Origin of the sequence: Kitasatospora sp. NPDC058184, assembly GCF_042883725.1 — a bacterium.
Classification (GTDB): domain Bacteria; phylum Actinomycetota; class Actinomycetes; order Streptomycetales; family Streptomycetaceae; genus Kitasatospora.
Map to the genome: position 1 here is coordinate 90992 of NZ_JBHVVE010000002.1, position 23532 is coordinate 114523.

19 protein-coding genes and 1 riboswitch are annotated in these 23532 nt (G+C 74.0%); of the genes, 11 read left to right on the forward strand and 8 right to left on the reverse strand.

The genetic code is table 11. The features are described 5' to 3' along the window. Positions 1–97: 97 nt before the first annotated feature. The 6 genes from ACFVXH_RS03660 (at position 98) to ACFVXH_RS03685 (ending at position 4490) form a co-directional block, all read left to right on the forward strand. A complete protein-coding gene (locus ACFVXH_RS03660) occupies positions 98–541 on the forward strand; it encodes a gamma-glutamylcyclotransferase family protein (RefSeq protein ID WP_079272471.1) in 444 nt (147 codons plus the stop codon). Positions 542–602: 61 nt separating this feature from the next. Beyond that, positions 603–1889, forward strand: coding sequence for a precorrin-6y C5,15-methyltransferase (decarboxylating) subunit CbiE (gene cbiE, locus ACFVXH_RS03665; RefSeq protein WP_387819967.1), 1287 nt, complete (start codon positions 603–605; stop codon positions 1887–1889). Next, the gene (gene cobM, locus ACFVXH_RS03670; protein WP_387819969.1) at positions 1886–2647 is read left to right on the forward strand and encodes a precorrin-4 C(11)-methyltransferase; all 762 of its coding nucleotides are present in this window, start codon (positions 1886–1888) and stop codon (positions 2645–2647) included. The genes cbiE and cobM overlap by 4 nt, the downstream gene beginning before the upstream one ends. Continuing rightward, positions 2647–3384: a cobalt-precorrin-6A reductase gene (locus ACFVXH_RS03675; protein WP_074004353.1), complete on the forward strand. Its 738-nt coding sequence runs from the start codon at positions 2647–2649 to the stop codon at positions 3382–3384. The genes cobM and ACFVXH_RS03675 overlap by 1 nt, the downstream gene beginning before the upstream one ends. Positions 3385–3435: 51 nt before the next feature. Continuing rightward, positions 3436–3939, forward strand: a complete 504-nt coding sequence (locus tag ACFVXH_RS03680) for a DinB family protein (RefSeq protein WP_375873490.1) — start codon at positions 3436–3438, stop codon at positions 3937–3939. A gap of 44 nt (positions 3940–3983) precedes the next feature. Then, positions 3984–4490 carry a protein phosphatase gene (locus ACFVXH_RS03685; protein WP_387819971.1) on the forward strand — a complete coding sequence of 169 codons (507 nt, stop codon included), beginning with the start codon at positions 3984–3986 and terminating at the stop codon, positions 4488–4490. A 25-nt stretch (positions 4491–4515) separates the two neighbouring features. On the opposite strand, the gene ACFVXH_RS03690 is transcribed toward ACFVXH_RS03685, so the two are convergent. Both ACFVXH_RS03690 and ACFVXH_RS03695 read right to left on the reverse strand, forming a co-directional pair. Continuing rightward, the gene (locus ACFVXH_RS03690) at positions 4516–6045 is read right to left on the reverse strand and encodes a UDP-N-acetylglucosamine 1-carboxyvinyltransferase (RefSeq protein WP_049649821.1); all 1530 of its coding nucleotides are present in this window, start codon (positions 6043–6045) and stop codon (positions 4516–4518) included. Between the two features lie 147 nt (positions 6046–6192). Beyond that, the gene (locus ACFVXH_RS03695; protein WP_387819973.1) at positions 6193–7413 is read right to left on the reverse strand and encodes a cobalt-precorrin-5B (C(1))-methyltransferase; all 1221 of its coding nucleotides are present in this window, start codon (positions 7411–7413) and stop codon (positions 6193–6195) included. A 334-nt stretch (positions 7414–7747) separates the two neighbouring features. On the opposite strand from ACFVXH_RS03695, the gene ACFVXH_RS03700 reads away from it, so the two are divergent. Next, positions 7748–9487, forward strand: coding sequence for a TIGR03767 family metallophosphoesterase (locus ACFVXH_RS03700; RefSeq protein WP_387819975.1), 1740 nt, complete (start codon positions 7748–7750; stop codon positions 9485–9487). A gap of 98 nt (positions 9488–9585) precedes the next feature. Here the strand turns inward: ACFVXH_RS03700 and ACFVXH_RS03705 are convergent, their stop codons facing one another. The 3 genes from ACFVXH_RS03705 to ACFVXH_RS03715 are packed head-to-tail and all read right to left on the reverse strand — an operon-like array spanning position 9586 to position 13090. Continuing rightward, on the reverse strand, positions 9586–11103 hold the full coding sequence (locus ACFVXH_RS03705) for a precorrin-2 C(20)-methyltransferase (RefSeq protein WP_387819977.1): 1518 nt from the start codon (positions 11101–11103) through the stop codon (positions 9586–9588). Next, positions 11100–11726, reverse strand: a complete 627-nt coding sequence (locus ACFVXH_RS03710) for a precorrin-8X methylmutase (RefSeq protein ID WP_049649824.1) — start codon at positions 11724–11726, stop codon at positions 11100–11102. The genes ACFVXH_RS03705 and ACFVXH_RS03710 overlap by 4 nt, the downstream gene beginning before the upstream one ends. Further along, positions 11723–13090 (reverse strand): hypothetical protein, encoded by a 1368-nt coding sequence (locus tag ACFVXH_RS03715; RefSeq protein WP_387819978.1) that lies wholly within the window; start codon positions 13088–13090, stop codon positions 11723–11725. Before ACFVXH_RS03715 ends, ACFVXH_RS03710 begins: the two co-directional genes overlap by 4 nt. 213 nt (positions 13091–13303) lie before the next feature. Further along, positions 13304–13389, forward strand: a riboswitch (cobalamin riboswitch). 47 nt (positions 13390–13436) lie between these two features. Between ACFVXH_RS03715 and ACFVXH_RS03720 the strand changes: the two genes are divergently transcribed. The 3 genes from ACFVXH_RS03720 to lnt all read left to right on the forward strand — a co-directional run bounded on the left by ACFVXH_RS03720 (position 13437) and on the right by lnt (position 19116). Then, complete coding sequence (locus ACFVXH_RS03720; RefSeq protein WP_387819980.1) at positions 13437–13676, forward strand: hypothetical protein; 240 nt, start codon at positions 13437–13439, stop codon at positions 13674–13676. After that, positions 13673–17296: a cobaltochelatase subunit CobN gene (gene cobN, locus ACFVXH_RS03725; RefSeq protein WP_387819982.1), complete on the forward strand. Its 3624-nt coding sequence runs from the start codon at positions 13673–13675 to the stop codon at positions 17294–17296. The genes ACFVXH_RS03720 and cobN overlap by 4 nt, the downstream gene beginning before the upstream one ends. A gap of 221 nt (positions 17297–17517) precedes the next feature. Continuing rightward, complete coding sequence (gene lnt, locus ACFVXH_RS03730) at positions 17518–19116, forward strand: apolipoprotein N-acyltransferase (protein ID WP_387819984.1); 1599 nt, start codon at positions 17518–17520, stop codon at positions 19114–19116. On the opposite strand, the gene ACFVXH_RS03735 is transcribed toward lnt, so the two are convergent. The 3 genes from ACFVXH_RS03735 to gdhA all read right to left on the reverse strand — a co-directional run bounded on the left by ACFVXH_RS03735 (position 19092) and on the right by gdhA (position 22537). Then, positions 19092–19856: a VOC family protein gene (locus tag ACFVXH_RS03735; protein ID WP_375873484.1), complete on the reverse strand. Its 765-nt coding sequence runs from the start codon at positions 19854–19856 to the stop codon at positions 19092–19094. The genes lnt and ACFVXH_RS03735 overlap by 25 nt on opposite strands. 246 nt (positions 19857–20102) lie before the next feature. Further along, positions 20103–20978: a GyrI-like domain-containing protein gene (locus ACFVXH_RS03740; RefSeq protein WP_387819986.1), complete on the reverse strand. Its 876-nt coding sequence runs from the start codon at positions 20976–20978 to the stop codon at positions 20103–20105. A 164-nt stretch (positions 20979–21142) separates the two neighbouring features. Continuing rightward, positions 21143–22537, reverse strand: a complete 1395-nt coding sequence (gene gdhA, locus ACFVXH_RS03745) for an NADP-specific glutamate dehydrogenase (RefSeq protein WP_049659022.1) — start codon at positions 22535–22537, stop codon at positions 21143–21145. A 331-nt stretch (positions 22538–22868) separates the two neighbouring features. On the opposite strand from gdhA, the gene ribA reads away from it, so the two are divergent. Next, on the forward strand, positions 22869–23498 hold the full coding sequence (gene ribA / locus ACFVXH_RS03750; RefSeq protein WP_049659023.1) for a GTP cyclohydrolase II: 630 nt from the start codon (positions 22869–22871) through the stop codon (positions 23496–23498). Positions 23499–23532: the final 34 nt, after the last annotated feature.

The window sequence follows — 23532 nt, forward strand, 5'->3', positions numbered from 1 at the left end:
GACATGACAGCGCATGGACGGCCCGGTGCGCCAGTCGGTATCAGGAATCGGACCGCGGGACGTACCGTGAACGCTCCCCAGCGAGGAGGTCGAACCCGTGTCCGCATCCGAGGAGGCCCTGCCGTTCTTCGTGTACGGCACCCTGCGCAGCGGCGGCCGCAATCATGCCGTCCACCTGGCCGGGCGCTGCGCCGACGTCCGCCCGGCCGTGCTGGAGGGCGCCGCACTGCACGAGGGCCCCGGCTTCCCGTACGCGGTGCCGGACCCGGCGCCCGGGCGTCGGATCGTGGGTGAGCTCGTCACCGTACGCCCTGGCGCGTACGCCGGAGCCCTGGAGGCCCTGGACCGGCTGGAGGAGTGCCGGGCCGACGGGACCGGGCTGTACGTCCGGCGGCGGATGACGGTGCGGACCGCGACGGGCGAGCCGCGGGCGGCCTGGGTCTACCTCGCCGGGCCGAGGGCCGAGGCGCGCTTGCGGGAGCGGCCGGCGCTGATCGAGTCGGGGGACTGGGGAGCGGGTGGGGGACAGACCGCCAGGTAGGCTGCCCCGGCCAGTCAGATTTCCCACTCATTGGCCCATTCGAACGACGAGGAGCCACCCGGTGCCCGAGCTGCCACCCCCGATCACCGTCGTCGGGATCGGGGCCGACGGCTGGCCCGGCCTCGCCGTCGGCTCACGGGCCGTGCTGCGGGAGGCCGAGGTCGTCGTCGGCGGCCCCCGCCAGCTGGACCTGCTCCCCCGCGACGAGGTCGCCGCCGAGCGCGTCCCCTGGCCGTCCCCGCTGCGCCCCGCCGTCCCCGGGCTGCTCGCCGCCCACGCCGGCCGCCGCACCGCCGTCCTGGCCAGCGGCGACCCGATGTTCTACGGCATCGGCCGCACCCTCGCCGAGACCGTCGGCGCCGAGCGCCTGCGCGTCCTGCCGCACCCCTCCTCCGTCTCCTACGCCTGCGCCCGGCTCGGCTGGCCGCTGGAGGCCACCGAGGTCGTCAGCCTGGTCGGCCGACCGCTGGACACCCTCTCGCTCGCCCTCCACCCCGGCCGCCGCCTGCTGGTGCTCAGCGCCGACTCCGCCGCCCCGGCCGCCGTCGCCGGACTGCTCACCGCCCGCGGCTACGGCACCGCCCGCCTGCGGGTCCTCGAACAGCTCGGCGCCCCGGCCGAACGCCACCTGGACGGCCCCGCCGACGGCTGGCCGCACCCGCCCGGCGACCCGCTGAACGTCATCGCCGTCGACCTCGGCGACGGCCCCCGCACCTCCCTCGTCCCCGGCCTGCCCGACGCCGCGTACGAGAGCGACGGCCAGCTCACCAAGCGCCACGTCCGCGCCGCGACCCTCGCCACGCTCGCCCCCTCCCCCGGCGAACTGCTCTGGGACGTCGGCGGCGGCTCCGGCTCGATCGCCATCGAGTGGCTGCGCGCCCACCGCGACTGCCGGGCCGTCAGCGTCGAACGCGACCCGGTGCGGGCCGAGCGGATCACCCGCAACGCCGCCGCACTCGGCGTGCCCCGGCTCCGGGTGGCGACCGGACCCGCCCCCGCCGCGCTCGCCGGACTCCCCTCCCCCGACGCCGTGTTCATCGGCGGCGGCCTCACCGCGCCCGGCCTGCTGGAGAGTTGCTGGGCCGCGCTGCGCCCCGGCGGCCGGATCGTCGCCAACACCGTGACGCTGGAGTCCGAGGCGCTGCTCACCGAGTGGTACCGGCGCCACGGCGGGGAGCTCGTCAAGCTCGCCGTCGCCCACGCCGTCCCCGTGGGCGGCTTCACCGGCTGGCGGCAGGCCATGCCGGTCACCCAGTGGTCCGCCGTCAAGCCCGACGCCCGTGCCGCCGAGGCCCGCGCCGCCGAAGCCCGCACGTCCGACAACCCCCTTCAGGAGAACGCCTCGTGACCGTCCACTTCATCGGAGCCGGCCCGGGCGCCGCCGACCTGATCACCCTGCGCGGCCAGCGCATCCTGGCCCGCGCCGAGGTCTGCCTGTACGCGGGCAGCCTCGTCCCGCGCGAACTGCTGGACGAGTGCCCGCCCGGCGCCCGGCTGATCGACACCGCGCAGCTCAACCTGGACCAGATCACCGCCGAGCTGGTCGCCGCGCACGAGGCCGGCCAGGACGTGGCCCGGCTGCACTCCGGCGACCCGTCCGTCTTCTCCGCCGTCGCCGAGCAGATGCGCCGCCTGGACGCGGCCGGCGTGCCCTACGAGGTGGTCCCCGGCGTGCCCGCCTTCGCCGCCGCCGCGGCCGCGCTGAAGCGGGAGCTGACCGTCCCGACCGTCGGCCAGACCGTCATCCTCACCCGGATCGCCAAGCGCGCCACCCCGATGCCCGAGGGCGAGGACCTCGCCACCCTCGGCCGCAGCGGCGCCCTGCTGGTGCTGCACCTGGCCGCCGGGTACGTGGACGACGTGGTCGAGCAGCTGCTCCCGCACTACGGCGCCGACTGCCCGGTCGCCGTCGTCGCGATGGCCAGCCGCCCCGACGAGCTGGTGCTGCGCGGCACCGTCGGCGACATCGCCGAGCAGGTCAAGACCGCGGGCGTGGTCCGCACCGCCGTCATCATCGTCGGCCGCACCCTGGCCGCCGAGCAGTTCCGCGACAGCCACCTCTACTCGGCGGACCGCGAGCGCCCGCACGAGCCCTGCGGGGCGTGATGCGACACGTCCTGGTCCTCGGCGGGACCACCGAGGGGCGGACGCTGGCCGCCGAACTCGCCCCCACCGCCCTCCGGGTCACCAGCTCGCTGGCCGGCCGGGTCGCCCGACCCCGGCTGCCCGCCGGGGAGGTGCGGATCGGCGGCTTCGGCGGACCGGAGGGCCTGGCCGACTGGCTGCGCACGGAACGCGTGGACGCGGTGGTGGACGCCACCCACCCGTTCGCCGCCGGCATCTCGCACAACGCCGCCCTCGCGGCCGCCGCCACCGGCGTCCCCCTGCTGGTGCTGCGCCGCCCCGGCTTCACCCGCGTCGACGGGGACCACTGGCTCCCCGCCCCCTCGCTCGCCGCGGCCGCCGAACTGCTGCCCCGACGCGGGGAACGGGTCTTCCTCACCATCGGCCGGCAGGGCGTCGCCGCCTTCGCCCACCTCGACGGCGTCCACTTCCTCGCCCGCTCGGTGGACCCGCCCGAGCCCCCGCTGCCGCCTTCGTTCGAAGTCCTGCTGGACCGCGGCCCGTTCACGATCGAGGGCGAGGAGGCGCTGCTACGCAGGCACGACATCGACGTCCTGGTCACCAAGGACAGCGGCGGCGCCGCGACCGCCCCCAAACTGACCGCCGCCCGCGGACTGGGCCTGCCCGTCATCATCGTGGAGCGCCCGCCCGTACCGGAAGGCGTCCCCGTCGCACCCGACGTCCCGGGCGCACTGCGCTGGCTGGAGCACCTGGGCTAGGAGCGGGGAAATTGGGCGGCGGGCCCGTCGGATGGCGGGCAGGATGGCCCGATGACCGATGATCAGCGCACGCAGACCCCCCGCACCGCCGACGAACGCGCCACACTGGCAGGCTTCCTGGACTACCAGCGCGACACCCTCGCGATGAAGTGCGAGGGCCTCACCACGGAGCAGCTCCGCGCCCGCGTGCTGGAGCCGTCCGGGCTCTCCCTGCTCGGGCTGGTCCGCCACCTCGCCGAGGTGGAGCGCAGCTGGTTCCGCAACGTCCTCAACAAGGAGGACGCGCGCGGCTTCTGGGCGCACCCCGACGGCTCCTTCGCCGAGTTCGACGCCGAGACCGCCGACCCCGACGAGGCCTTCGCGATCTGGCGCCGCGAGTGCGACCACGCCAGGGAACTCGTGGCCGCCGCGGAGTCGTTGGACGTCCTGGGCCACTACGGCGAGGAGGTCTTCTCGCTGCGCTGGATCCTCACCCACATGATCGAGGAGTACGCCCGCCACAACGGCCACGCCGACCTCCTCCGCGAACACCTCGACGGCACCACCGGCGAGTAGCACGAGCGGATTCACCAGCCGGACCGGCCGAGAGGGAGCAGGCAGTGCGGACCCGCCAGAAGGAACGTGGGACGCCCGGGCCGTCCGAGCCCTGGAACGAGATCGTTCCCGGGCTCTGGATGGGCGGGCACTACTTCACCCCGCCCGGCGGCGAGCTGGAACCCGCCATCGTACGGACCGAGTTCGACCTGGTGGTCAGCCTGTTCACGCGCCCCGGGCACGGCCCGGCACCGGGGGTGGAGCACGTCGTCCGGGAGATGCCCGACGCCCCGCTCGCCCCCGGTCAGCTGCTCGCCGTCGAGGAGGCGGCCGAGCTCACCGCGGCCGCCGTCCGCCGGGGCCGTCGGACGCTGGTGCGCTGCCACTCCGGGTACAACCGCTCGGGCCTGGTGGTGGCACAGGCCCTGATCGGCCTCGGCCACGAGTGCGGCGAGGCGGTCCGACTGATCCGGGAACGGCGCTCGCCCTGGGCACTGGACAACCCGGTGTTCGTGGAGTACCTGAACACCGGGTTGGAGGTTTCCGTGCTGCTGGCCGGGCTCAACGGGTGAGGCCGGCCAGCGGTGTGACGGTCGGTCAGATGTCGCGGAAGGTCTCGATCCGGGCGCCGATGGAGTTGAGGCGCTCGGCGAGGTCCTCGTAGCCGCGGTTGATGACGTAGACGTTGCGCAGGACGGAGGTGCCCTGGGCGGCGAGCATGGCGAGCAGGATGACCACGGCGGGGCGCAGGGCCGGCGGGCACATCATCTCGGCGGCGCGCCAGCGGGTGGGGCCCTGGACCAGTACGCGGTGCGGGTCGAGGAGCTTGACGTCGGCGCCGAGGCGGGTCAGCTCGGTCAGGTAGATCGCGCGGTTGTCGTACACCCAGTCGTGGATCATCGTGGTGCCGTGCGCGGCCGCGGCGATGGCGGCGAAGAACGGCACGTTGTCGATGTTGATGCCGGGGAACGGCATCGGGTGGATGGTGTCGATCGGCGCGGTGAGCTTGGAGGGGCGCACGGTGAGGTCGACCAGTCGGGTCTGACCGTTGTGGGCCCGGTACTCGGGGGTGCGGTCGTAGTCGAGGCCCATGCCCTCCAGCACCGCGAGCTCGATCTCCAGGAACTCGATCGGCACCCGGCGGATGGTCAGCTCGGAGGAGGTGACGACGGCGGCGGCCAGCAGGCTCATCGCCTCCACCGGGTCCTCGGCCGGGGTGTAGTCGACGTCGCAGGTGATCTCCGGGACGCCGTGCACGGTGAGGGTGGTGGTGCCGATGCCCTCGATCCGCACGCCCAGCTTCTCCAGGAAGAAGCAGAGGTCCTGGACCATGTAGTTGGGCGAGGCGTTGCGGATGACACTGACGCCGTCGTGCCGGGCGGCGGCCAGCAGGGCGTTCTCGGTGACGGTGTCCCCGCGCTCGGTCAGGACGATCGGGCGGTCCTGCGGGGTGCCCGGCTCGACCGAGGCGTGGTAGGCGCCGCCGGTGGTGGCGACCTCCAGGCCGAAGCGGCGCAGCGCGGTCAGGTGCGGCTGCACGGTGCGGGTGCCGAGGTCGCAGCCGCCGGCGTACGGGATGGCGAAGCGCTGGGCGCGGTGCATCAGCGGGCCGAGGAACATCAGCACGCTGCGGGTGCGGCGGGCCGCCTCGACGTCCATCGCCGCGAGGTCGAGCTCGGCGGGCGGGGTGAGTTCGAGGTCGCGGCCCTCGTTGATCCAGCGGCTCTTGACGCCGATGCTGGTGAGCACCTCGAGGATGCGGTAGACCTCTTCGATCCGGGCGACGCTGCGGATCGTGGTGCGGCCGGTGGTCAGCAGCGAGGCGCAGAGGATCGCCACGCAGGCGTTCTTGCTGCTGCGGACGTCGATCGCGCCGGAGAGCCGGGTGCCGCCGGCGACGCGCAGGTGCATCGGGCCGGAGTAGCCGAGGGAGACGATCTCGCTGTCGAGGGCTTCGCCGATGCGGGCGATCATCTCAAGGCTGACGTTCTGCTTGCCCTGTTCGATGCGGTTGACCGCGCTCTGGCTGGTTCCGAGGGCTTCGCCGAGCTGCGCCTGGGACCAGCCGCGGTGCTGGCGCGCGGTACGGATGAGGGTGCCGATGCGGGTGAGGTAGTCGCCTGTCACTCGCCAGACGATATCTCATGGTTGAGATGGCGACAGAACCGGGGGGCCGCCCTACTGCTCCGTTTGTCCGATTCTTGCCCTGTTTGGGCGTCAGTTCTTCACGTCACCGGGCGATGTTGTCGCGCCGTCGTGACACCCGTGACATTGTCACGGCCCGAGCGGCTCCGCCCGGCCGACGACGGTGCCCGCGCGGTCGATGCAGATGACGTCCACCGCGACCGGCGAGCCCACCAGCACGCCGAGCGCCGTCGCCCGGGCCGCCTCGGCGACCAGGTCCCCGAGCGGCACCCCGGCCGCACGGCACAACTGCACGGCCTCCAGCGCGGTGTTGGCGCCCGCGACCGCCTCGGCCAGCGCCTCGTCCGCGCCGCCCCGGCGGGCCAGTCCGGCCAGGTAGCCCTTGTCCACCTGGGAGCGCGCCGAGTGCAGGTCGAGGTGGCCGACCGCGAGCTTGGACAGCTTGGCGAAGCCGCCCGCGATGGTCAGCCGGGGCACCGGGTGGCGCTTGAGGTACTTGAGCACCGCACCGGCGAAGTCGCCCATGTCCAGCAGCGCGTCCTCGGGCAGCCCGTGCTCCGCGACCGCGACCTTCTCCGAGGTCGAGCCGGTGCAGCCGGCCACGTGGGTGCGCCCCGCCGCGCGGGCCACGTCCACGCCGCGGCGGATCGAGTCGATCCAGGCCGAGCAGGAGTAGGGGACGACCACCCCGGTCGTACCGAGGATGGACAGGCCGCCGAGGATGCCGAGCCGGGGGTTCCAGGTGGAGCGGGCGATCTCCTCGCCGTGGTCGACCGCGATCTCGACCACCACGTCCCCGCTGCCGCCGTGCGCGGCGGCCACCTCGGCGACGGCGTCCCGGATCATCTGCCGGGGCACCGGGTTGATCGCGGGTTCGCCGACGGGCAGCGGCAGGCCGGCCTTGGTGACCGTCCCCACCCCGGGGCCGGCCCGGAACACCACCCCGGTACCGGGCTCGCCGGACCGTACGGTCGAGCGGATCAGCGCGCCGTGGGTGACGTCGGGGTCGTCGCCCGCGTCCTTGACCACCCCGGCCATGGCGGCGGTGCGCCCGCCGGGGCCGGTCGGCTGCTCGGCTGCGGTCGGCTCCTCAGTACCGGTCGGCTGCTCGGCGACGGTCAGCTGCTCGGCCGCGAGGGCGAAGGCGGGCTGCTGCCCCTTGGGGAGGGTGATGACCACCGGGTCCGGGAACTCGCCGGTGAGCAGCGCGGTGTACGCGGCCCTGGTGGCGGCGGTGGCGCAGGCGCCCGTCGTCCAGCCGGGCCGCAGGCCGCTGCTCTTCAGCTGGCCGGCCCGGCCGCCCGCTCCGGCGCCGACCCCGGCTCCCGCCTCGGATCCCGCTGCGGCCACCTGCGCCCCGTTTCCGACGGCGCCCGCGCCGTCCTGCTCCGCTCCGGCGGCCGCACCGGACGCCGTCGCCGATTTTCCCCCACCGGCCCTGGTGGGGCCCGACCGGGGTGGCGGCGGCCGCGCCTCGCCCCGCTCGATGGAACCCCTCGTGCACGAGTTGCGGAGGGTCGCGCCGTCCCGCGTTCCCGAAGAGTTCTCCGCACGGGCCTCGCCCGCCGCGGCTACCAGTGAGTAATCTGGCGGTCCGCCAGAAGCGGGTTCATGACAGACGTGGGCCCGGCCGGGGTCGACTGCCCCGCCGGGCCACCAGCATGTGGGGGTTTTTGTGGCAGGGATGAGTCGGCGTACGTTCCTCACCGGTACGTCGGTGGCCGCCGCCTGGTCGGCCTTGTCGTTGGGCGGCGCGCAGTTCGCCTCGGCCGCGGCGCGCGACCAGGCCCTGGCGACGACGGCCGCACGGGCGGTCAGGGTCACCGGGACCACGCTGGAGCAGGTGGCCACGCCGGTCGGCACCGGCGGCTACAAGCGGCTGACGGCCGGGCCGGGCTGGCCGCTGGTGGTGCGCGGCGACCTGGCGTCGGCGACCACCGGACGGGACGACCGCCGGACCGGGCTGGCCAGCTTCGTCCAGTTCAGCGACCTGCACCTGGTGGACACCGAGTCCCCGGTGCGCTTCGAGTACCTGGCCAAGCTCAACGGCAGCGCGTACCGGCCGCAGGAGGCCCTGAACGCCCGCGGTGTCTCGGCCCTCGTCGAGCGGGTCAACTCGCTCGCCGGCGGCCCCTACACCGGGATGCCGTTCAGCATGGTGATGGCCACCGGTGACAACACCGACAACCACGAGCTCGCCGAACTCGACTGGTACCTCAAGGTCATGGGCGGTGGACGGCTGGCCCAGAACACCGGTGACCTCAGCCGCTACGAGGGTGTGCAGAACTCCGGCAACGCCGCCTACTGGAACCCCGAACTCTCCTACAACGACGGCTACAAGGCGAAGGGCTTCCCGCAGATAGCCGGCTTCCTGTCCGCCGCCGGCCGCCCCTTCGACGCGCCGGGCCTGCGCACGCCCTGGTACACCACGGTCGGCAACCACGACGACAGCATCGAGGGCTCACTGCCGGACCTCGGACTGCTGAACGACCTGTACACCGGCCAGTACAAGCTGGAGGGCTGCGACGACGCCACGGCCGCCCAGCTGACGGACTCGCTGCGCCGCGACCCGGCGGGCGCCGTGCTGCTGCTGGCGAAGCTGATCGCCAGTGGCGACCTGGTCCGCAAGGTCACCCCGGACGAGCGCCGCCGGCCGTTCACGCTCAAGGAGTTCGCCAAGGCCCACCTGAACCCGGCGGTCACCGGCGCCGGCCCGTACGGGCACGGCTTCACCTCGGACATGGCGAACAGCGGCAAGCTCTACTACACCTTCCGCATCTCGGAGAAGGTGGTCGGCATCAGCCTGGACACCACCAACCAGGCCGGGTTCGCCGACGGTTCGCTGGGCACCGCGCAACTGCGCTGGCTGGAGCAGCAGTTGCAGGCGCACAGCGGGCACTGGTACGACGCCGACGGGCGCAAGGTGACCGGCGGGAGCACGGACGAGCTGATCCTGCTCTTCAGCCACCACACCAGCGGCACGATGGGCAACCTGCTGCCGGACCCGCGCAACATCTTCGAGGGACGGCACGACGGCAACGAGCTGGTGGCGCTGCTCCAGCGCTACCCGAACGTGGTCGCGTGGGTGAACGGGCACACCCACATGAACAAGATCACGCCGCACGGCCACGCGGTGCCGGAGCGGGCGTTCTGGGAGATCAACACCGCCTCGCACATCGACTACCCGCAGCACGGGCGGATCATCGAGATCGCGGACAACGGGGACGGCACGCTCTCGCTGTTCACCACGCTGATCGAGTCCTCCGCGCCGTACGAGACGGACTTCGGCGGCACCTCGGACGCCAACCTCGCGGCGCTCTACCGCGAGCTGTCGTACAACGACCCGAACGGCCGCCCGGCGGCGCTGCTGGGCGCGGGCGGGGACCACAACACGGAGCTGCTGATCACCAAGCCGACCCGGTAGCGATCCGGCAGCCGGAGAACAGGGAACGGATACCAGCGAACAGAGAACAGATGACAGCGAACAGATGATGAAATCTGTTCGCTGTCATCTGTCACCCGTCACTCCTCCGGGTACCGCCGCGGCGTCCAGACGACCTCCACGCCGCCGCCCCGCTCGACCGCCCGGGTCTGCGAGGAGCCGATCAGCAGGATGGTCCGCATGTCGACCAGCGCCGGGTCCAGCTCGCCCAGTCGGACGATCCGCACCCGCTCGGTCGGGCCGCCGACGTCGCGGGCCATCACCACCGGGGTCTCCGGCGCCCGGTACTCCAGCAGCAGGTCCCGGGCGAGCCCGACCTGGGTGGTCCGGGACTTCGAGCCCGGGTTGTACAGCGCGAGCACCAGGTCCGCCTCGGCCGCGGCCCGCAGCCGCTTCGCCACCACGTCCCACGGCTTGAGCCGGTCCGAGAGCGACACCGTCGCGTAGTCGTGCCCGAGCGGGGCGCCGGCCCGGGAGGCGGCCGCGTGGGCGGCGGTCATCCCGGGAAGCACCCGCACCGGGACGTCCCGGTAGGCCTCCTCGCAGGCGACCTCCAGCACGGCGGTGGCCATCGCGAACACCCCCGGGTCACCCGAGGACACCACCGCGACGCGGTGCCCGCGCCGGGCGAGCTCCAGGGCGAACTCGGCGCGCTCCGACTCCACCTTGTTGTCCGAGCCGTGCCGCCGCTGCCCCGGCCGCTCCGGCACCCGGTCCAGGTAGGTGGTGTAGCCGACCAGGTCGGTGGCCTCGGAGAGCGCGCCGCGCGCCTCGGCGGTCAGCCAGAGCGGCCCGGCCGGCCCGGTGCCGACCACGGTCACGCTGCCGACGCCGTCCGACAGCCGGACCTCCGGCTCCAGCGGCGCGACCTTGCTCGGCAGCACCGCGACCGAGAAGTACGGCACCGTGTCGCCGTCGACCTCGGCGAGCGGCGCGATCCGCTCCCCCGCCATGAAGGCCCGCTCCACGTACTGCGCGTCCGCCAGCCGCCCGGCCCGCTCCAGGGCCCGGCGGACGGTCGGGAAGGTGCGCCCCAGCTTCATGATCACGGCCGAGTCGGCGGCCGCGATCCGCGCCGTCAGCTCCTCCTCGGGCAGCGTGCCGGGGATGACGGTGAGCGTCTCCTCGGCCTCGGTCAGCGGCTGCCCGAGCCGGGCCGCGGCCGCGCTGAGCGAGGTCACGCCCGGCACCACCTCGGTCGGGTAGCGGTGCGCGAGCCGCTTGTGCATGTGCTGGTAGGAGCCGTAGAAGAGCGGGTCGCCCTCGGCGAGGACGACCACGTCGCGCCCGGCGTCCAGGTGGGCGGCCAGCCGGGCGGCGGCCTCCTCGTAGAAGTCGTCCAACGCGCCGCGGTAGCCGCCCGGGTGGTCGGTGGTCTCGACGGTGAGCGGGTAGACCAGCTTCTCCTCGATCTGACTGTCCGTCAGATACCGTTCGGCGATCGACCGTGCGATGGACCGGCCGTGCCGGGCGCTGTGGTAGGCCACCACGTCGGCCTTGCCGATGAGTTCGGCGGCGCGGACGGTCACCAGCGACGGGTCGCCCGGGCCGAGCCCGACGCCGTACAGCCGACCCGTGGTGCTCTGACGGTCCGTCACTCTTCTTCGCTCGCAATCGCGTTGATGGCGGCGGCGGCCATCGCACTGCCGCCGCGCCGACCGCGCACCACCAGGTGCTCCAGGCCGGACGGGTGCTCGGCCAGCGCCTGCTTGGACTCGGCGGCGCCGATGAAGCCGACCGGGACGCCGATCACCGCGGCCGGTCGCGGTGCGCCCGCCTCGATCATCTCCAGCAGCCGGAACAGCGAGGTCGGGGCGTTGCCGACGGCGACCACCGCGCCCTCCAGCCGGGGCAGCCACAGCTCCATGGCCGCGGCGCTGCGGGTGTTGCCCATCGTGCGGGCGAGTTCGGGCACCGAGGGGTCGGTGAGGGTGCAGATCACCTCGTTGTCGGCCGGCAGCCGCCGACGGGTGACGCCGCTCGCGACCATGTTGACGTCGCAGAGGATGGGCGCACCCGCGTGCAGCGCGGCGCGCGCGGAGGCGACCACACCGGGCGAGTACACCAGGTCCTCGACCAGGTCGACCATCCCGCAGGCGTGGATCATCCGCACCGCGACCTGGGAGACGTCCGCCGGGAGGGCGGCCAGATCGGCCTCCGCGCGGATGGTGGCAAAGGACTGGCGGTAGATGGACGCGCCGTCCTTCTCGTACTCGATCACTTCGTGGTCCTCCTGGCCTCGGCGACCGCCTCGGCCATCTCCTCGTTCGTCACAACGGCGTTCGTCACAACGGCGTTCATCTCATGGGCCTTCGCCGCATCGGGCTCCGGCACGTCGGCGTTCGCCCCGTTCACCGTCACCCGGTAGCCGCGCCCCGTGGCGAGCACGTCCACCCACCGCCCGGCCGGATGGCCGCAGCGCCGTTCACAGCCCGACCAGTGGACGGGCAGCAGACCATCGGGGCCGGCACCGGTCCTCACGACGGCACCGGCCCTCACCGTGGCACCAGTCCTCACGGCGGCACCGGAGTCCAGCGCCCGGGCCGCGTCCGTACGAACGTCGGCCAGCGACTTGGCGCAGCCCGGCAGCCCGGTGCAGGCGGTGGCCCGCTCCCAGGCCGAGCCGGGCTCGGTGCGGAAGCCGGCCGCGGCGAGCCCGGGCAGCCGGTCGGCCGGGGCACCGGGCAGCACCGCCCCGCGCCAGGGGGTCAGCCGCAGCTCACCGGCCGAGGCGGCGACCAGCGTCCGCCACTGCCCGGCGCTCGCCCGGCCGAACCGCAGCCCCACCGAGAGCCCGCCGGGCAGCGCGCCGACGGCCGGCGCGGTGCCGGCGAAGGCGGGCAGCGGCACCGTGCCGGCCGGCAGCAGTTCGGGGACCTCGCGCAGGTGCCAGGCCTTGCGCCCGTGCGTCCGCAGCGCCGCCAGGAAGGAGCGGGCCGCGTCCAGCACGGCCGTGACCTCCCGCCCGGCCTCGACCGGGTGTCCGCGTCCGTCGCGTCCGAGGCGCAGCAGCCGGGTGCCGTCCGGGCCTGCGACCAATGTCACATCGGCGTCGAGCGCGGCGACGTCGCCCCGCCCGTCGTCCAGTGCGAACAGGAACTTGCCGGACAGCCCGGCCGCCCAGTCGGCGGCGCACAGCCGCGCGTCCAACTCCCGTACCCAGGACTGCACATCGGCGTTGCCGACGGCTCCCTCGGCGGCGGTGTCCAGTCCGGCCGTCGGCGAGGCGACGATGTTGCGGACCCGCTCGTGGGTGTCCGAGGGCAGCAGCCCGACGGCGCGCAGCCGGTCGGCGAGCTCGGCCGCGCAGTGCGGGGCCAGGCCGCGCAGCTGGACGTTGCCGCGCGAGGTGGTCTCCAACTCGCCGTCGCCGAGGGCCTCGGCGGCCTCGGCCAGCGCGATGGCCTGACGGTCCGTCAGCAGGCCGCCGGGCAGGCGGATCCGGGCGAGGGCGCCGTCGTCGGCCGTATGCAGACGAAGTGCTCCGGGACAGGCGTCCGCACGCCCCCGGTCGGGCACCTCCCGGTCGGGTCCTGCGGCGCCCGGCGCGGTGGCGTCGGGTGTCGGTGGCATGGCGGCGAGCATACAGATGATCCGATCGCTTGCCTCCGTCCGCTGCATCACACCCCGGCCCCGCCCCCGCCGCACCTGCCGGACATCCGAGCCCCCGTCCGCCGGACATCCGAGCCCCGTCGGCCGGACGTCCGAAAGCTCACCCTCCCCCAGGTCAGCAGCACCCCGTACGATGCTGGCGGGCGGTCCCTCACGGACCGTCCGCACGCCAGCGACGGCGCAGGGGAGGAAACCGGTGCGAACCCGGTGCGGTCCCGCCACTGTGACCGCGGTTCACCGGTAGACCGGTCGGCCGCGGAAGCCAGGAACTCCTGCCGTCCTCCACCGGCCCGGGGCGCGGACCCCGAGGAAGGCAGAAATGTTCCAGCGCTGTCGCATGCCCGCGCCCGCGTCCCCGGCCGCCACCGCGGCTGTCCCGACCGCCGTCATGCCCATTCCGGCCGCCGCCACGACCACCCCGGTCGACCGTGCGACCGCCCCGGCCCGCGCCGCGACCACCCCGGTCGACCGCGCGGCCGTCCCTGCCACCCCAGCGGCCGCCCCGGCCCAGATCCCGGCCACCCCGGCCACCGACGAGGCCGGGAGGGCCTTCACATGATCCTGCTGCTGTCGACGTCCGACACCGACCTGCTCAGCGCCCGCGCCTCCGAGGGGCCGGTGCGCTACCGCCTCGGCAACCCGGCCCGGCTCACCCCCGAGGACCTGCCCGCGCTGCTGGAGGGCACCGAGCTCGTCGTGGTCCGCCTGCTCGGCGGGCGCCGCGCCTGGCAGGAGGGCCTGGACGCGCTGCTGGCCGGCCCCCGCCCGGTGGTGGTGCTGACGGGCGAGCAGGCCCCCGACGCCCAGCTGATGGAGCTGTCCACCGTCCCGGCCGGCATCGCCGCCGAGGCGCACGCCTACCTGGCCCACGGCGGCGCCGCCAACCTGGCCGAGCTGGGCGCCTTCCTCTCCGACACCGTGCTGCTGACCGGCCACGGCTTCGCCCCGCCCGCCTCCGCCCCGGCCTGGGGCCCGCTGGAGCGCGAGGCCCGTACGTCCGAGGGTCCGACGGTGGCGGTGCTCTACTACCGCGCCCACCACATGAGCGGCAACACCGCCTTCGTGGAGACGCTCTGCCGGGCCGTCGAGGACCAGGGCGCCCGGGCCAGGGCCTACTACTGCGCCTCGCTGCGCGGCGCCGAGCCCGAGCTGCTGGCCGCGCTCGGCGAGGCGGACGCGATCGTCACCACCGTGCTCGCCGCCGGCGGCACCCGCCCGGCCGACGCCCAGGCCGGCGGGGACGAGGAGGCCTGGGACGCGGGCGCGCTGGCCGCGCTCGACCGCCCGATCCTCCAGGCGCTCTGCCTCACCTGGTCGCGCGCCCAGTGGGAGGCCAGCGACGACGGCCTGTCCCCGCTGGACACCGCCACCCAGATCGCCGTCCCGGAGTTCGACGGCCGCCTGATCACCGTCCCGTTCTCCTTCAAGGAGCTGGACGAGGACGGCCTGACCGTCTACGCCGCCGACCCGGAGCGCGCCGCCCGCGTCGCCGGCACCGCCGTCAAGCACGCCCGGCTGCGGCACGTCCCGGCCGCCGAGCGCCGCCTCGCCCTGGTGCTGTCCGCGTACCCGACCAAGCACGCCCGGGTCGGCAACGCCGTCGGCCTGGACACCCCGGCCAGCGCGGTGCGGCTGCTGGAGCGGCTGCGCGCGGAGGGCATGGACCTCGGGGACGACCTCCCCGCGTTCGACGACGGCGAGGGCGGCCACGAGGGCGACCCGCTGATCCACGCCCTGATCGCGGCCGGCGGCTACGACCAGGACTGGCTCACCGAGGAGCAGCTGGCCCGCAACCCGGTCCGCATCCCCGCCGCCGACTACCGCCGCTGGTACGCCACCCTCCCGCAGGGCCTGCGCGAGCAGGTCGAGGAGCACTGGGGCCCGGCCCCCGGCGAGCTGTACGTCGACCGCTCGCAGAACCCGGACGGCGACATCGTGCTGGCCGCGATCCGCTCCGGGAACCTGCTCGTGCTGATCCAGCCGCCGCGCGGCTTCGGCGAGAACCCGGTCGCCATCTACCACGACCCCGACCTGCCGCCGAGCCACCACTACCTGGCCGCCTACCGCTGGATCCAGGCCGCCCAGGAGGACGGCGGCTTCGGCGCCCACGCGGTGATCCACCTCGGCAAGCACGGCAACCTGGAGTGGCTGCCGGGCAAGACCGCCGCGCTGTCCGCGGAGTGCGGCCCGGACGCCGTCATCGGCGACCTGCCGCTGGTCTACCCCTTCCTGGTCAACGACCCGGGCGAGGGCACCCAGGCCAAGCGCCGCGCCCACGCCACGCTCGTCGACCACCTCGTCCCGCCGATGGCCCGCGCCGACTCCTACGGCGACATCGCGCGCCTGGAGCAGCTGCTGGACGAGCACTCCAACATCGCCGCGATGGACCCGGCCAAGCTGCCGGCGATCCGCGCCCAGATCTGGACCCTGATCCAGGCCGCCCGGCTCGACCACGACCTCGGCCTGGACGAGCGCCCCGAGGACGACGGCTTCGACGACTTCCTGCTGCACGTCGACGGCTGGCTCTGCGAGGTCAAGGACGCCCAGATCCGCGACGGTCTGCACGTCCTCGGCCAGGCGCCGACCGGCACCGACCGGGTCAACATCGTGCTCGCCATCCTGCGCGCCCGGCAGATCTGGGGCGGCGTCAGCGCCCTGCCCGGCCTGCGCGAGGCGCTCGGCCTGGACGAGGCGGCGCTGACCCTGGGCGCCACCGACGCGGCCGAGGCCCGGGCCCGCGCCCTGGTCGAGGCGATGGAGGCGGAGGACTGGGCGCCCGAGGCGGTCGAGAAGGTGACCGCCGAACTGCCGGAGGCCGTCCAGGAGGCCGTCCGCGCCGTGCTGGACTTCGCCGCCGCCCAGGTGGTGCCGCGGCTCGCGGCCACCACCGACGAGCTGGACGCCGTGCTGCACGCGCTCCAGGGCGGCTTCGTCCCGGCCGGCCCGTCCGGCTCGCCGCTGCGCGGCCTGGTCAACGTGCTGCCCACCGGCCGCAACTTCTACTCCGTCGACCCGAAGGCCGTCCCCAGCAAGCTCGCCTGGGAGACCGGCCAGGCACTCGCCTCCTCCCTGGTCGAGCGCTACCGCTCGGACAACGACGGCGCCTACCCGCCCTCGGTCGGGCTCTCGCTCTGGGGCACCAGCGCGATGCGCACCGCCGGCGACGACATCGCCGAGGCCTTCGCCCTGCTCGGCGTCCGCCCGGTCTGGGACGACGCCTCGCGCCGGGTCACCGGCCTGGAGCCGATCCCGCTGGACGAGCTGGGCCGCCCGCGCATCGACGTCACGCTGCGCATCTCCGGCTTCTTCCGGGACGCCTTCCCGCACGTGGTCGCCCTGCTGGACGACGCGGTGCGCCTGGCCGCCGCCCAGGAGGAGGCCCCGGAGTCGAACTACGTGCGCGCCCACGTCCAGGCCGACCTCGCCGTGCACGGCGACGAGCGCAAGGCCACCGTCCGCGTCTTCGGCTCCCGCCCGGGCACCTACGGCGCGGGCCTGCTCCAGCTGATCGACAGCCGGGACTGGCGCACCGACGCCGACCTGGCCGAGGTGTACACGGTCTGGGGCGGCTACGCGTACGGCCGCGGGCTGGACGGCCGCCCGGCCCGCGAGGAGATGGAGACCGCGTACAAGCGGATCACCGTCGCCGCGAAGAACACCGACACCCGCGAGCACGACATCGCCGACTCGGACGACTACTTCCAGTACCACGGCGGCATGGTGGCCACCGTACGGGCCCTCACCGGCAAGGCGCCGACCGCCTACATCGGCGACTCGACCCGACCGGAGACGGTCCGCACCCGCACCCTGACCGAGGAGGCCGCCCGGGTCTTCCGCGCCCGGGTGGTCAACCCGCGCTGGATCGAGGCGATGCGCCGCCACGGCTACAAGGGCGCCTTCGAGATGGCCGCGACGGTGGACTACCTGTTCGGCTACGACGCCACCACGGGCGTGGTCGCGGACTGGATGTACGAGAAGCTGACCCAGGAGTACGTCCTCGACCCGGTCAACCGGGAGTTCCTCGCGGGCGCCAACCCGTGGGCGCTGCACGGGATCAGCGAGCGGCTGCTGGAGGCGGCGAGCCGCGGGCTGTGGGAGCAGCCGGACCCGGAGCTGATCGAGCAGCTGCAGGCCGCGTTCCTGGAGACCGAGGGGGACCTGGAGGGCGGCGAGGAGTAGGCCGCGCACGGTGATCGGAGGGGCGGGCCCCCTCGGGGCCGCACTTCCTTGGGGCAGCCCTCCTCGGGGCCGCGCTTCCTTGGGGCCACCCCTCCGATCGCCCGTTCTGGCAAGGCCACTGGTACGGCCGGGACCACTGGTTCCGAACATGGGGCTCTTGTCACCCGTTCGGCTGAACGGCGTACTGGTGGTGTACGCCCGTCAAGCGGACAATACGGGTCATGTCGCGTCGCTCCGCTCCCGCCAGCCCGACCCTGAGCACGACCGCCGCCGAGGAACGGGAGCCGCACGCGCCGCACCGGTACCGCGCGCGGACCGGTGCGCTGGCGGCCGGCGCGGTTCCGGTGCTCGCCTTCCCCGCGCCCGGGCAGGCCTGGCTGGCCTGGGTCGCGCTCGTCCCCGGACTGCTGCTGATGCAGCGGGCGCCGTCGGGCCGGGAGGCGGCGGTGCGCGGCTGGTGGTTCGGCGCGGGGTTCATCCTGACCGCGATGTACTGGCTGGTCCCGTCCGTCGGGCCGGGGCTGCCGGTGATCGCGGTGCTGTTCGGGGCGCTCCAGAGCGCCGTCGGGTACACCGTGCACCGGCTGCTGCACCCCCGGCTGACCGCCCGTCGGGCCCTGCTCGCGCTGCTGGTCGTACCCGCCGTCTGGGTGACGACCGAGTACGCGCGGTCCTGGCCCGCGCTCGGCGGGCCGTGGGCGCTGCTCGGCGCCACCCAGTGGCAGCACCCGGCGGTCCTCGGGCTGGCCTCGGCCGGCGGGATCTGGCTGGTCAGCGCGGCGGTGGCGGCGGTGAACACCGGGGCGCTGATCGCGCTGACCGCGGTGCACCGGCGGCCGCGGGCCGTCGCGGCCGGGACCGTCGTGCTGGTCCTGGCCTCCGGTCCGCTGCTGTTCGCGCTGCGCGAGGCACCCGCCGCGGACGGGGCCGTGACCGTGGCACTGGTCCAGCCCGGCATCGTGGAAGACCCCCAGGCCCGCTTCGAGGCGAGCGCGCGGATCACGGCCGGACTGGTCGGACAGCCGGTGGACCTGGTCGTGTGGGGCGAGAGCAGCACCACCGCCGACCTGGACCGCGACCCGGCCGCACTGGACACCCTGCGCCGGCTCGCCGCGACCACCGGCGCCGAGGTCGTCGCCGGGGAGGACGCGCGCAAGGCGGACGGGCGGATCTCCAAGGACGCGGTGCTGGTCTCCCCCGCCGGCGTGGTGGACCGCTACCGCAAGATCCGGCTGGTGCCGTTCGGCGAGTACATCCCGCTGCGGCCGGTGCTCGGCTGGATCGCCGGGGTCAGCCGGGCCGCGGGCGAGAACCGGGCCCCCGGAACGGCCTTCCACGTCCTGCCCGCCACCGACCGGGCGGGCGCGCCGCTGCCGGTCGGGGCGCTGATCTGCTTCGAGTCGGCCTTCCCCGACATGGCCCGCACCGCCGCCCGGGACGGCGCCCGGGTGCTGGTCTACCAGTCCTCGACCTCGACCTTCCAGCGCACCTGGGCGCCCGAGCAGCACGTCTCGCTGGCCGCGATCCGGGCCGCCGAGACCGGCCGGCCGGCCGTCCAGGCCTCGCTGACCGGGGTCTCGGCCGCCTTCGACGCCCAGGGCCGGGAGCTCGCCCGGCTCGGCACCGACGGCACCGGCGTGCTGACCGTCCGACTGCCGCTCACCGCGCCCGGGACGCTGACCTGGTACGACCGGATCGGCGACGTGGTGCCGCTGGGGGCGCTGCTGGTCACGGCGGGGGCGGCGGGCGCGGGCGTCGCCGGGTGGCGGCGCTCGCGCGCCCTGCGGCGTGCCGGTCAGCCCTCGGTGCCGGCGGTGTAGACGCCGAACGCGGCGCCCTGGGGGTCGCGCAGCACGGCGATCCGCCGGCCGCCCGGCATGCCGGTGGCGGGCGTCAGCACGTCCCCGCCGAGCGCCACCGCCCGGCCGACGGTGCCGTCCACGTCGGCGGCCGCGAAGTACGGCAGCCAGTGTGGCGGCGCCTCGGGCGGGAAGCGGTCGTCCATCGTCAGCATGCCGCCGAAGTCCCGTCCGTCCAGGCCCCACTGGGGGTAGTGCTCGGACGGGGCGACGGACCAGCCGAAGACCTCCGGGTAGAAGGCGAGCGCGCCGGACGGGTCGCGGGTGAGCAGTTCCACCCAGCCGAGCGCACCGGGCTCGTTGAACACCCCGGCGCCCCGGAAGGCGCGGGCCTGCCAGAGGATGAACACCGCGCCGGACGGGTCGGCGGCCACCGAGAACCGGCCGAAGTCGAAGACGTCGCCGGGGTCCTTCCGGACCAGGCCGCCGCACTCCTTGATCCTCGCGGCGGTGGCGTCGGCGTCGGCGACCGCGATGCAGACCGTCCAGGCGATCGGCTGCTGCGGGGCGTAGCGCGGGGTGATGGCGGCGGCCGGGACGCCCCGGACCAGCATCTGGGTGTAGTCGCCCTCCCCGGGGCGGGCCGTGTCGTCCGCCTGCCAGCCGAAGAGCTCGGTGTAGAAGGCCCGGGCGGCGGCCGGATCGGAGGTGCCCAACTCGGTCCAGCAGGGGGCGTTGGTGGTCACGGAGGTCTGCTTCATGGCGTCTGTCCTCGCAGCTTGCTCGGGAACTCCCGGGTTTTCGGCGCCTCGGCCCCCGCACCTCCAGGCCCAGCATGCGGGGCGGGGCGGAGCTTGGCGGGCGGGGTGGGCCGAACGGGCGGCGAGGCGGGCGGGCGAACAGATGACAGATGACAGCTGACAGATTTCGAAATCTGTCAGCTGTCATCTGTTCGCTGTTATCCGTTAGCTGTTATCCGTTAGCTGTCGGCTGTCAGCCTTCGCCCGTCAGCCGCGCACGGCCCTCGCCACCGGGATCCACAGCTCCGCCTCGGCGTCGGCCGTGCCCGGGACCGGGCTGACCCGCAGGATCTCCGGACCCGGCCGGGCCTCGTACGGGTTGGACGGGAACCACTGGCTGGCCACGTCCCCCCACATCTCCTGCAGGGCCTGCGGGAACGGCCCGGTGTTGGTGAACACCGCCCAGGTGCCGGCCGGGACGTCGAGCACGTCCAGGTCCGCCGGGACGGCGGCCCCCTCGCGCGCCACCACCGCGTGCCAGTAGTCGAGTTCGGAGCCCTCCTCGCGGTTCGGCGAGAAGTCGTCGCTCACCGACAGGATCCCGGCCGGGTCGTCCCCGGACAGCGCCGCGATCCGTTCGACCGTCTCCTTGCCGAGGCCCTTGATGAACTCGGCGATCCCCGGGTTGATCCCCAGGTAGATCAGGGTGACCCGGGCCTTCCTGCCGACGATCCGGAAGTCCGGCTTCTCGACGATCCGGTATTCCATACTGCTGCTTCCCTCCACGATGAGTCGGAAGGACATCCGGGGCTGGGAGACGAGCACCGCGCCGTCGCGCCGGGCCTCGCCCGGCCCGACTCCGTGCATGGCCCGGAACGCCCGGGCGAACGCCTCCCCCGAGGAGTACCCGTACCGGACCGCGATGTCGAGCAACGTCCGCTCGCCGCCCAGGACTTCGGCCCCGGCGACGGTGAGCCGCCGACGCCGGACGTACTCCGACAGCGGCATCCCGGCGAGCATCGAGAACAGCCGCCGGAAGTGGTACTCCGACGTCATCGCGATCCGCGCCAGCGCGGCCACGTCGACCTCGCGGTCCAGGTCGTCTTCGATCCGGTCCATCGCCCGGTTCAGGTGCTCCAGCACGCCAACCCCGTCCTTCCCTTGCTGACCTTCACCGTAGGAAGGACCCACCCTGCCGCACCCGACAATCGGTGCCCGCTCCGGTCGGGTGCCGGGCTCCGATCGCCGGGTGCCTGGTGCCTGGTGCCTGGTGCCTGACCGATCGCCGGGTGACGGCCGTCAGCGGCTCAGATCAGGCCCTGGGCCAGCATCGCGTCCGCGACCAGCTCGAAGCCGGCGATGTTCGCGCCGACCACGTAGTTGCCCGGGTGGCCGTAGCGCTCGGCGGTGGTGAAGCAGGAGTCGTGGACGTGCTTCATGATCCCGGCCAGCCGCTCCTCGGTGTGCTCGAAGGTCCAGGAGTCGCGCGAGGCGTTCTGCTGCATCTCCAGGGCGCTGGTCGCGACGCCGCCCGCGTTCGCCGCCTTGCCCGGACCGAAGGCCACCCCGGCCTCCTGGAACACCCGCACCGCCTCCGGGGTGGTGGGCATGTTCGCGCCCTCGGCGACGGCCAGCACCCCGTTGCGCACCAGCGCCAGCGCGTCGGCCTCGACCAGCTCGTTCTGGGTGGCGCAGGGCAGCGCGACGTCACAGGGCACGCCCCACACGCCCGGGCCCTCGACGAACCGGACGTGGCCGCCGCGCAGTCGGGCGTAGTCGGAGACCCGGCCGCGCCGGACCTCCTTGACCTCCTTGAGCAGGTCGAGGTCGATGCCCTTCTCGTCCACCACGTAGCCGGAGGAGTCGGAGCAGGTGAGCACGGTCGCGCCGAGCTGCTGCGCCTTCTCGATGGCGTAGACGGCGACGTTGCCGGACCCGGAGACGACCACCCGGCGCCCGTCCAGGCTCTCGCCGCGGCTGTGCAGCATCTCGGAGGTGAACATGACGCAGCCGTAGCCGGTGGCCTCGGTACGGACCTGCGCGCCGCCCCAGCCGAGGCCCTTCCCGGTGAGCACGCCGCTCTCGTACCGGTTGGTGATCCGCTTGTACTGGCCGAAGAGGTAGCCGATCTCCCGGCCGCCGACGCCGATGTCCCCGGCCGGCACGTCCGTGTACTCGCCGAGGTGACGGTACAGCTCGGTCATGAAGGACTGACAGAACCGCATGATCTCGGCGTCCGAACGGCCCTTGGGGTCGAAGTCGGAGCCGCCCTTGCCGCCGCCGATGGGCAGGCCGGTGAGCGCGTTCTTGAAGATCTGCTCGAAACCGAGGAACTTGACGATCCCGAGGTTCACCGAGGGGTGGAAGCGCAGCCCGCCCTTGTACGGGCCGAGGGCGCTGCTGAACTCCACCCGGAAGCCGCGGTTGACGTGGATGTCACCGGAGTCGTCCGTCCACGGCACCCGGAACATGAGCTGCCGCTCGGGCTCGCAGATCCGCTCGATGATCCGGGCGTCGAGGAGTTCGGGGCGGTGGGCGAGCACCGGCGCCAGGGTCTCCAGCACCTCGTGGACGGCCTGGTGGAACTCGTCCTCGCCCCGGTTGCGGCGGACCACGTCCGCGTAGAGCGCCTCTATCGCGCGCTGCTCGGCTTCGAAGGAGCCGGGAGCGGAGGTGTGGGGGGTGGCAGGGGTCGTCGACATCTTCAGGACCCTTCCGTGGTCGTCGATGGGCGTGCGCAGTGTCCCGACGGGCCTGAGGGACGTGCCCAGGAAACGGCGCCAGTCTCGCAGTGTCCACACCGCGGGTCCCGCACCATCCACATGCTGGAAGCCCTGGTGGGAACAGCCGGGGCTGATGGGGTGTTGTGCGCCCCGGTGGTCGAGCCGGGCCCCGGCGGCCCCTAGTTGTTCAAATTGGAACTACCTAGTACGGTCGACCTCCGACGCACCACGACCCGTCCGGGTCCGACCGCGTCCACCCCGGTCCGCGCCGAACCGGCCCGGCCCACCCCCGATCCACGGAGGCCCACCCATGCCGCAGCCCGGCGCCGCCACGGTGCGCTCGCGTGTGCGCATCCCGCTGACCTTCCCCGACGGCTACCGCGCCGACGCGGAGGTCTCCACCTTCCACGGCCTCACCGACGGCGCCGAGCACCTGGCGCTCGCGCTCGGCACGGTCCCCGAGGGCGGCACGCCCCTGGTGCGACTGCACTCCGAGTGCCTGACCGGCGACGTCTTCGGCTCGGACCGCTGCGACTGCGGGCCGCAGCTGCGCGAGTCGGTGGAGCGGATCAGCGAGGCCGGCGGGTACCTGCTCTACCTGCGGCAGGAGGGCCGCGGCATCGGGCTCTACAACAAACTGGACGCCTACGCCCTCCAGGACTCCGGCCTGGACACGTACGACGCCAACACCGCGCTCGGCCTGCCCGAGGACGGCCGCGACTACACCGCGGCCGCCCAGATGCTCGCCGCGCTCGACGCCACGGGCATCGACCTGCTGAGCAACAACCCGGACAAGGCGGCGCAGCTGGCCGACCTGGGGATCGTCGTGCGGCACCGGGTGCCGACGGGGGTGCACCTGTCGGCCAGCAACGTCCGCTACCTGCGGGCGAAGGTGGAGCGGACGGGGCACTCGATCGAGCTGTCCCGGCTGGTCGGCTGAACTGCCGCACGGGCGGCTGGTGACAGATGGCAGC

What these genes read in the sequence shown, in the direction of transcription:
- ribA (WP_049659023.1), top strand. Translation starts at nt 22,869, where the DNA reads ATGCCGCAGCCCGGCGCCGCCACGGTGCGCTCGCGTGTGCGCATCCCG.
- ACFVXH_RS03735 (WP_375873484.1), bottom strand. Translation starts at nt 19,856, where the DNA reads ATGAAGCAGACCTCCGTGACCACCAACGCCCCCTGCTGGACCGAGTTG.
- ACFVXH_RS03680 (WP_375873490.1), top strand. Translation starts at nt 3,436, where the DNA reads ATGACCGATGATCAGCGCACGCAGACCCCCCGCACCGCCGACGAACGC.
- ACFVXH_RS03720 (WP_387819980.1), top strand. Translation starts at nt 13,437, where the DNA reads ATGTTCCAGCGCTGTCGCATGCCCGCGCCCGCGTCCCCGGCCGCCACC.
- ACFVXH_RS03700 (WP_387819975.1), top strand. Translation starts at nt 7,748, where the DNA reads ATGAGTCGGCGTACGTTCCTCACCGGTACGTCGGTGGCCGCCGCCTGG.
- cobN (WP_387819982.1), top strand. Translation starts at nt 13,673, where the DNA reads ATGATCCTGCTGCTGTCGACGTCCGACACCGACCTGCTCAGCGCCCGC.
- ACFVXH_RS03675 (WP_074004353.1), top strand. Translation starts at nt 2,647, where the DNA reads ATGCGACACGTCCTGGTCCTCGGCGGGACCACCGAGGGGCGGACGCTG.
- lnt (WP_387819984.1), top strand. Translation starts at nt 17,518, where the DNA reads ATGTCGCGTCGCTCCGCTCCCGCCAGCCCGACCCTGAGCACGACCGCC.
- ACFVXH_RS03715 (WP_387819978.1), bottom strand. Translation starts at nt 13,090, where the DNA reads ATGCTCGCCGCCATGCCACCGACACCCGACGCCACCGCGCCGGGCGCC.
- gdhA (WP_049659022.1), bottom strand. Translation starts at nt 22,537, where the DNA reads ATGTCGACGACCCCTGCCACCCCCCACACCTCCGCTCCCGGCTCCTTC.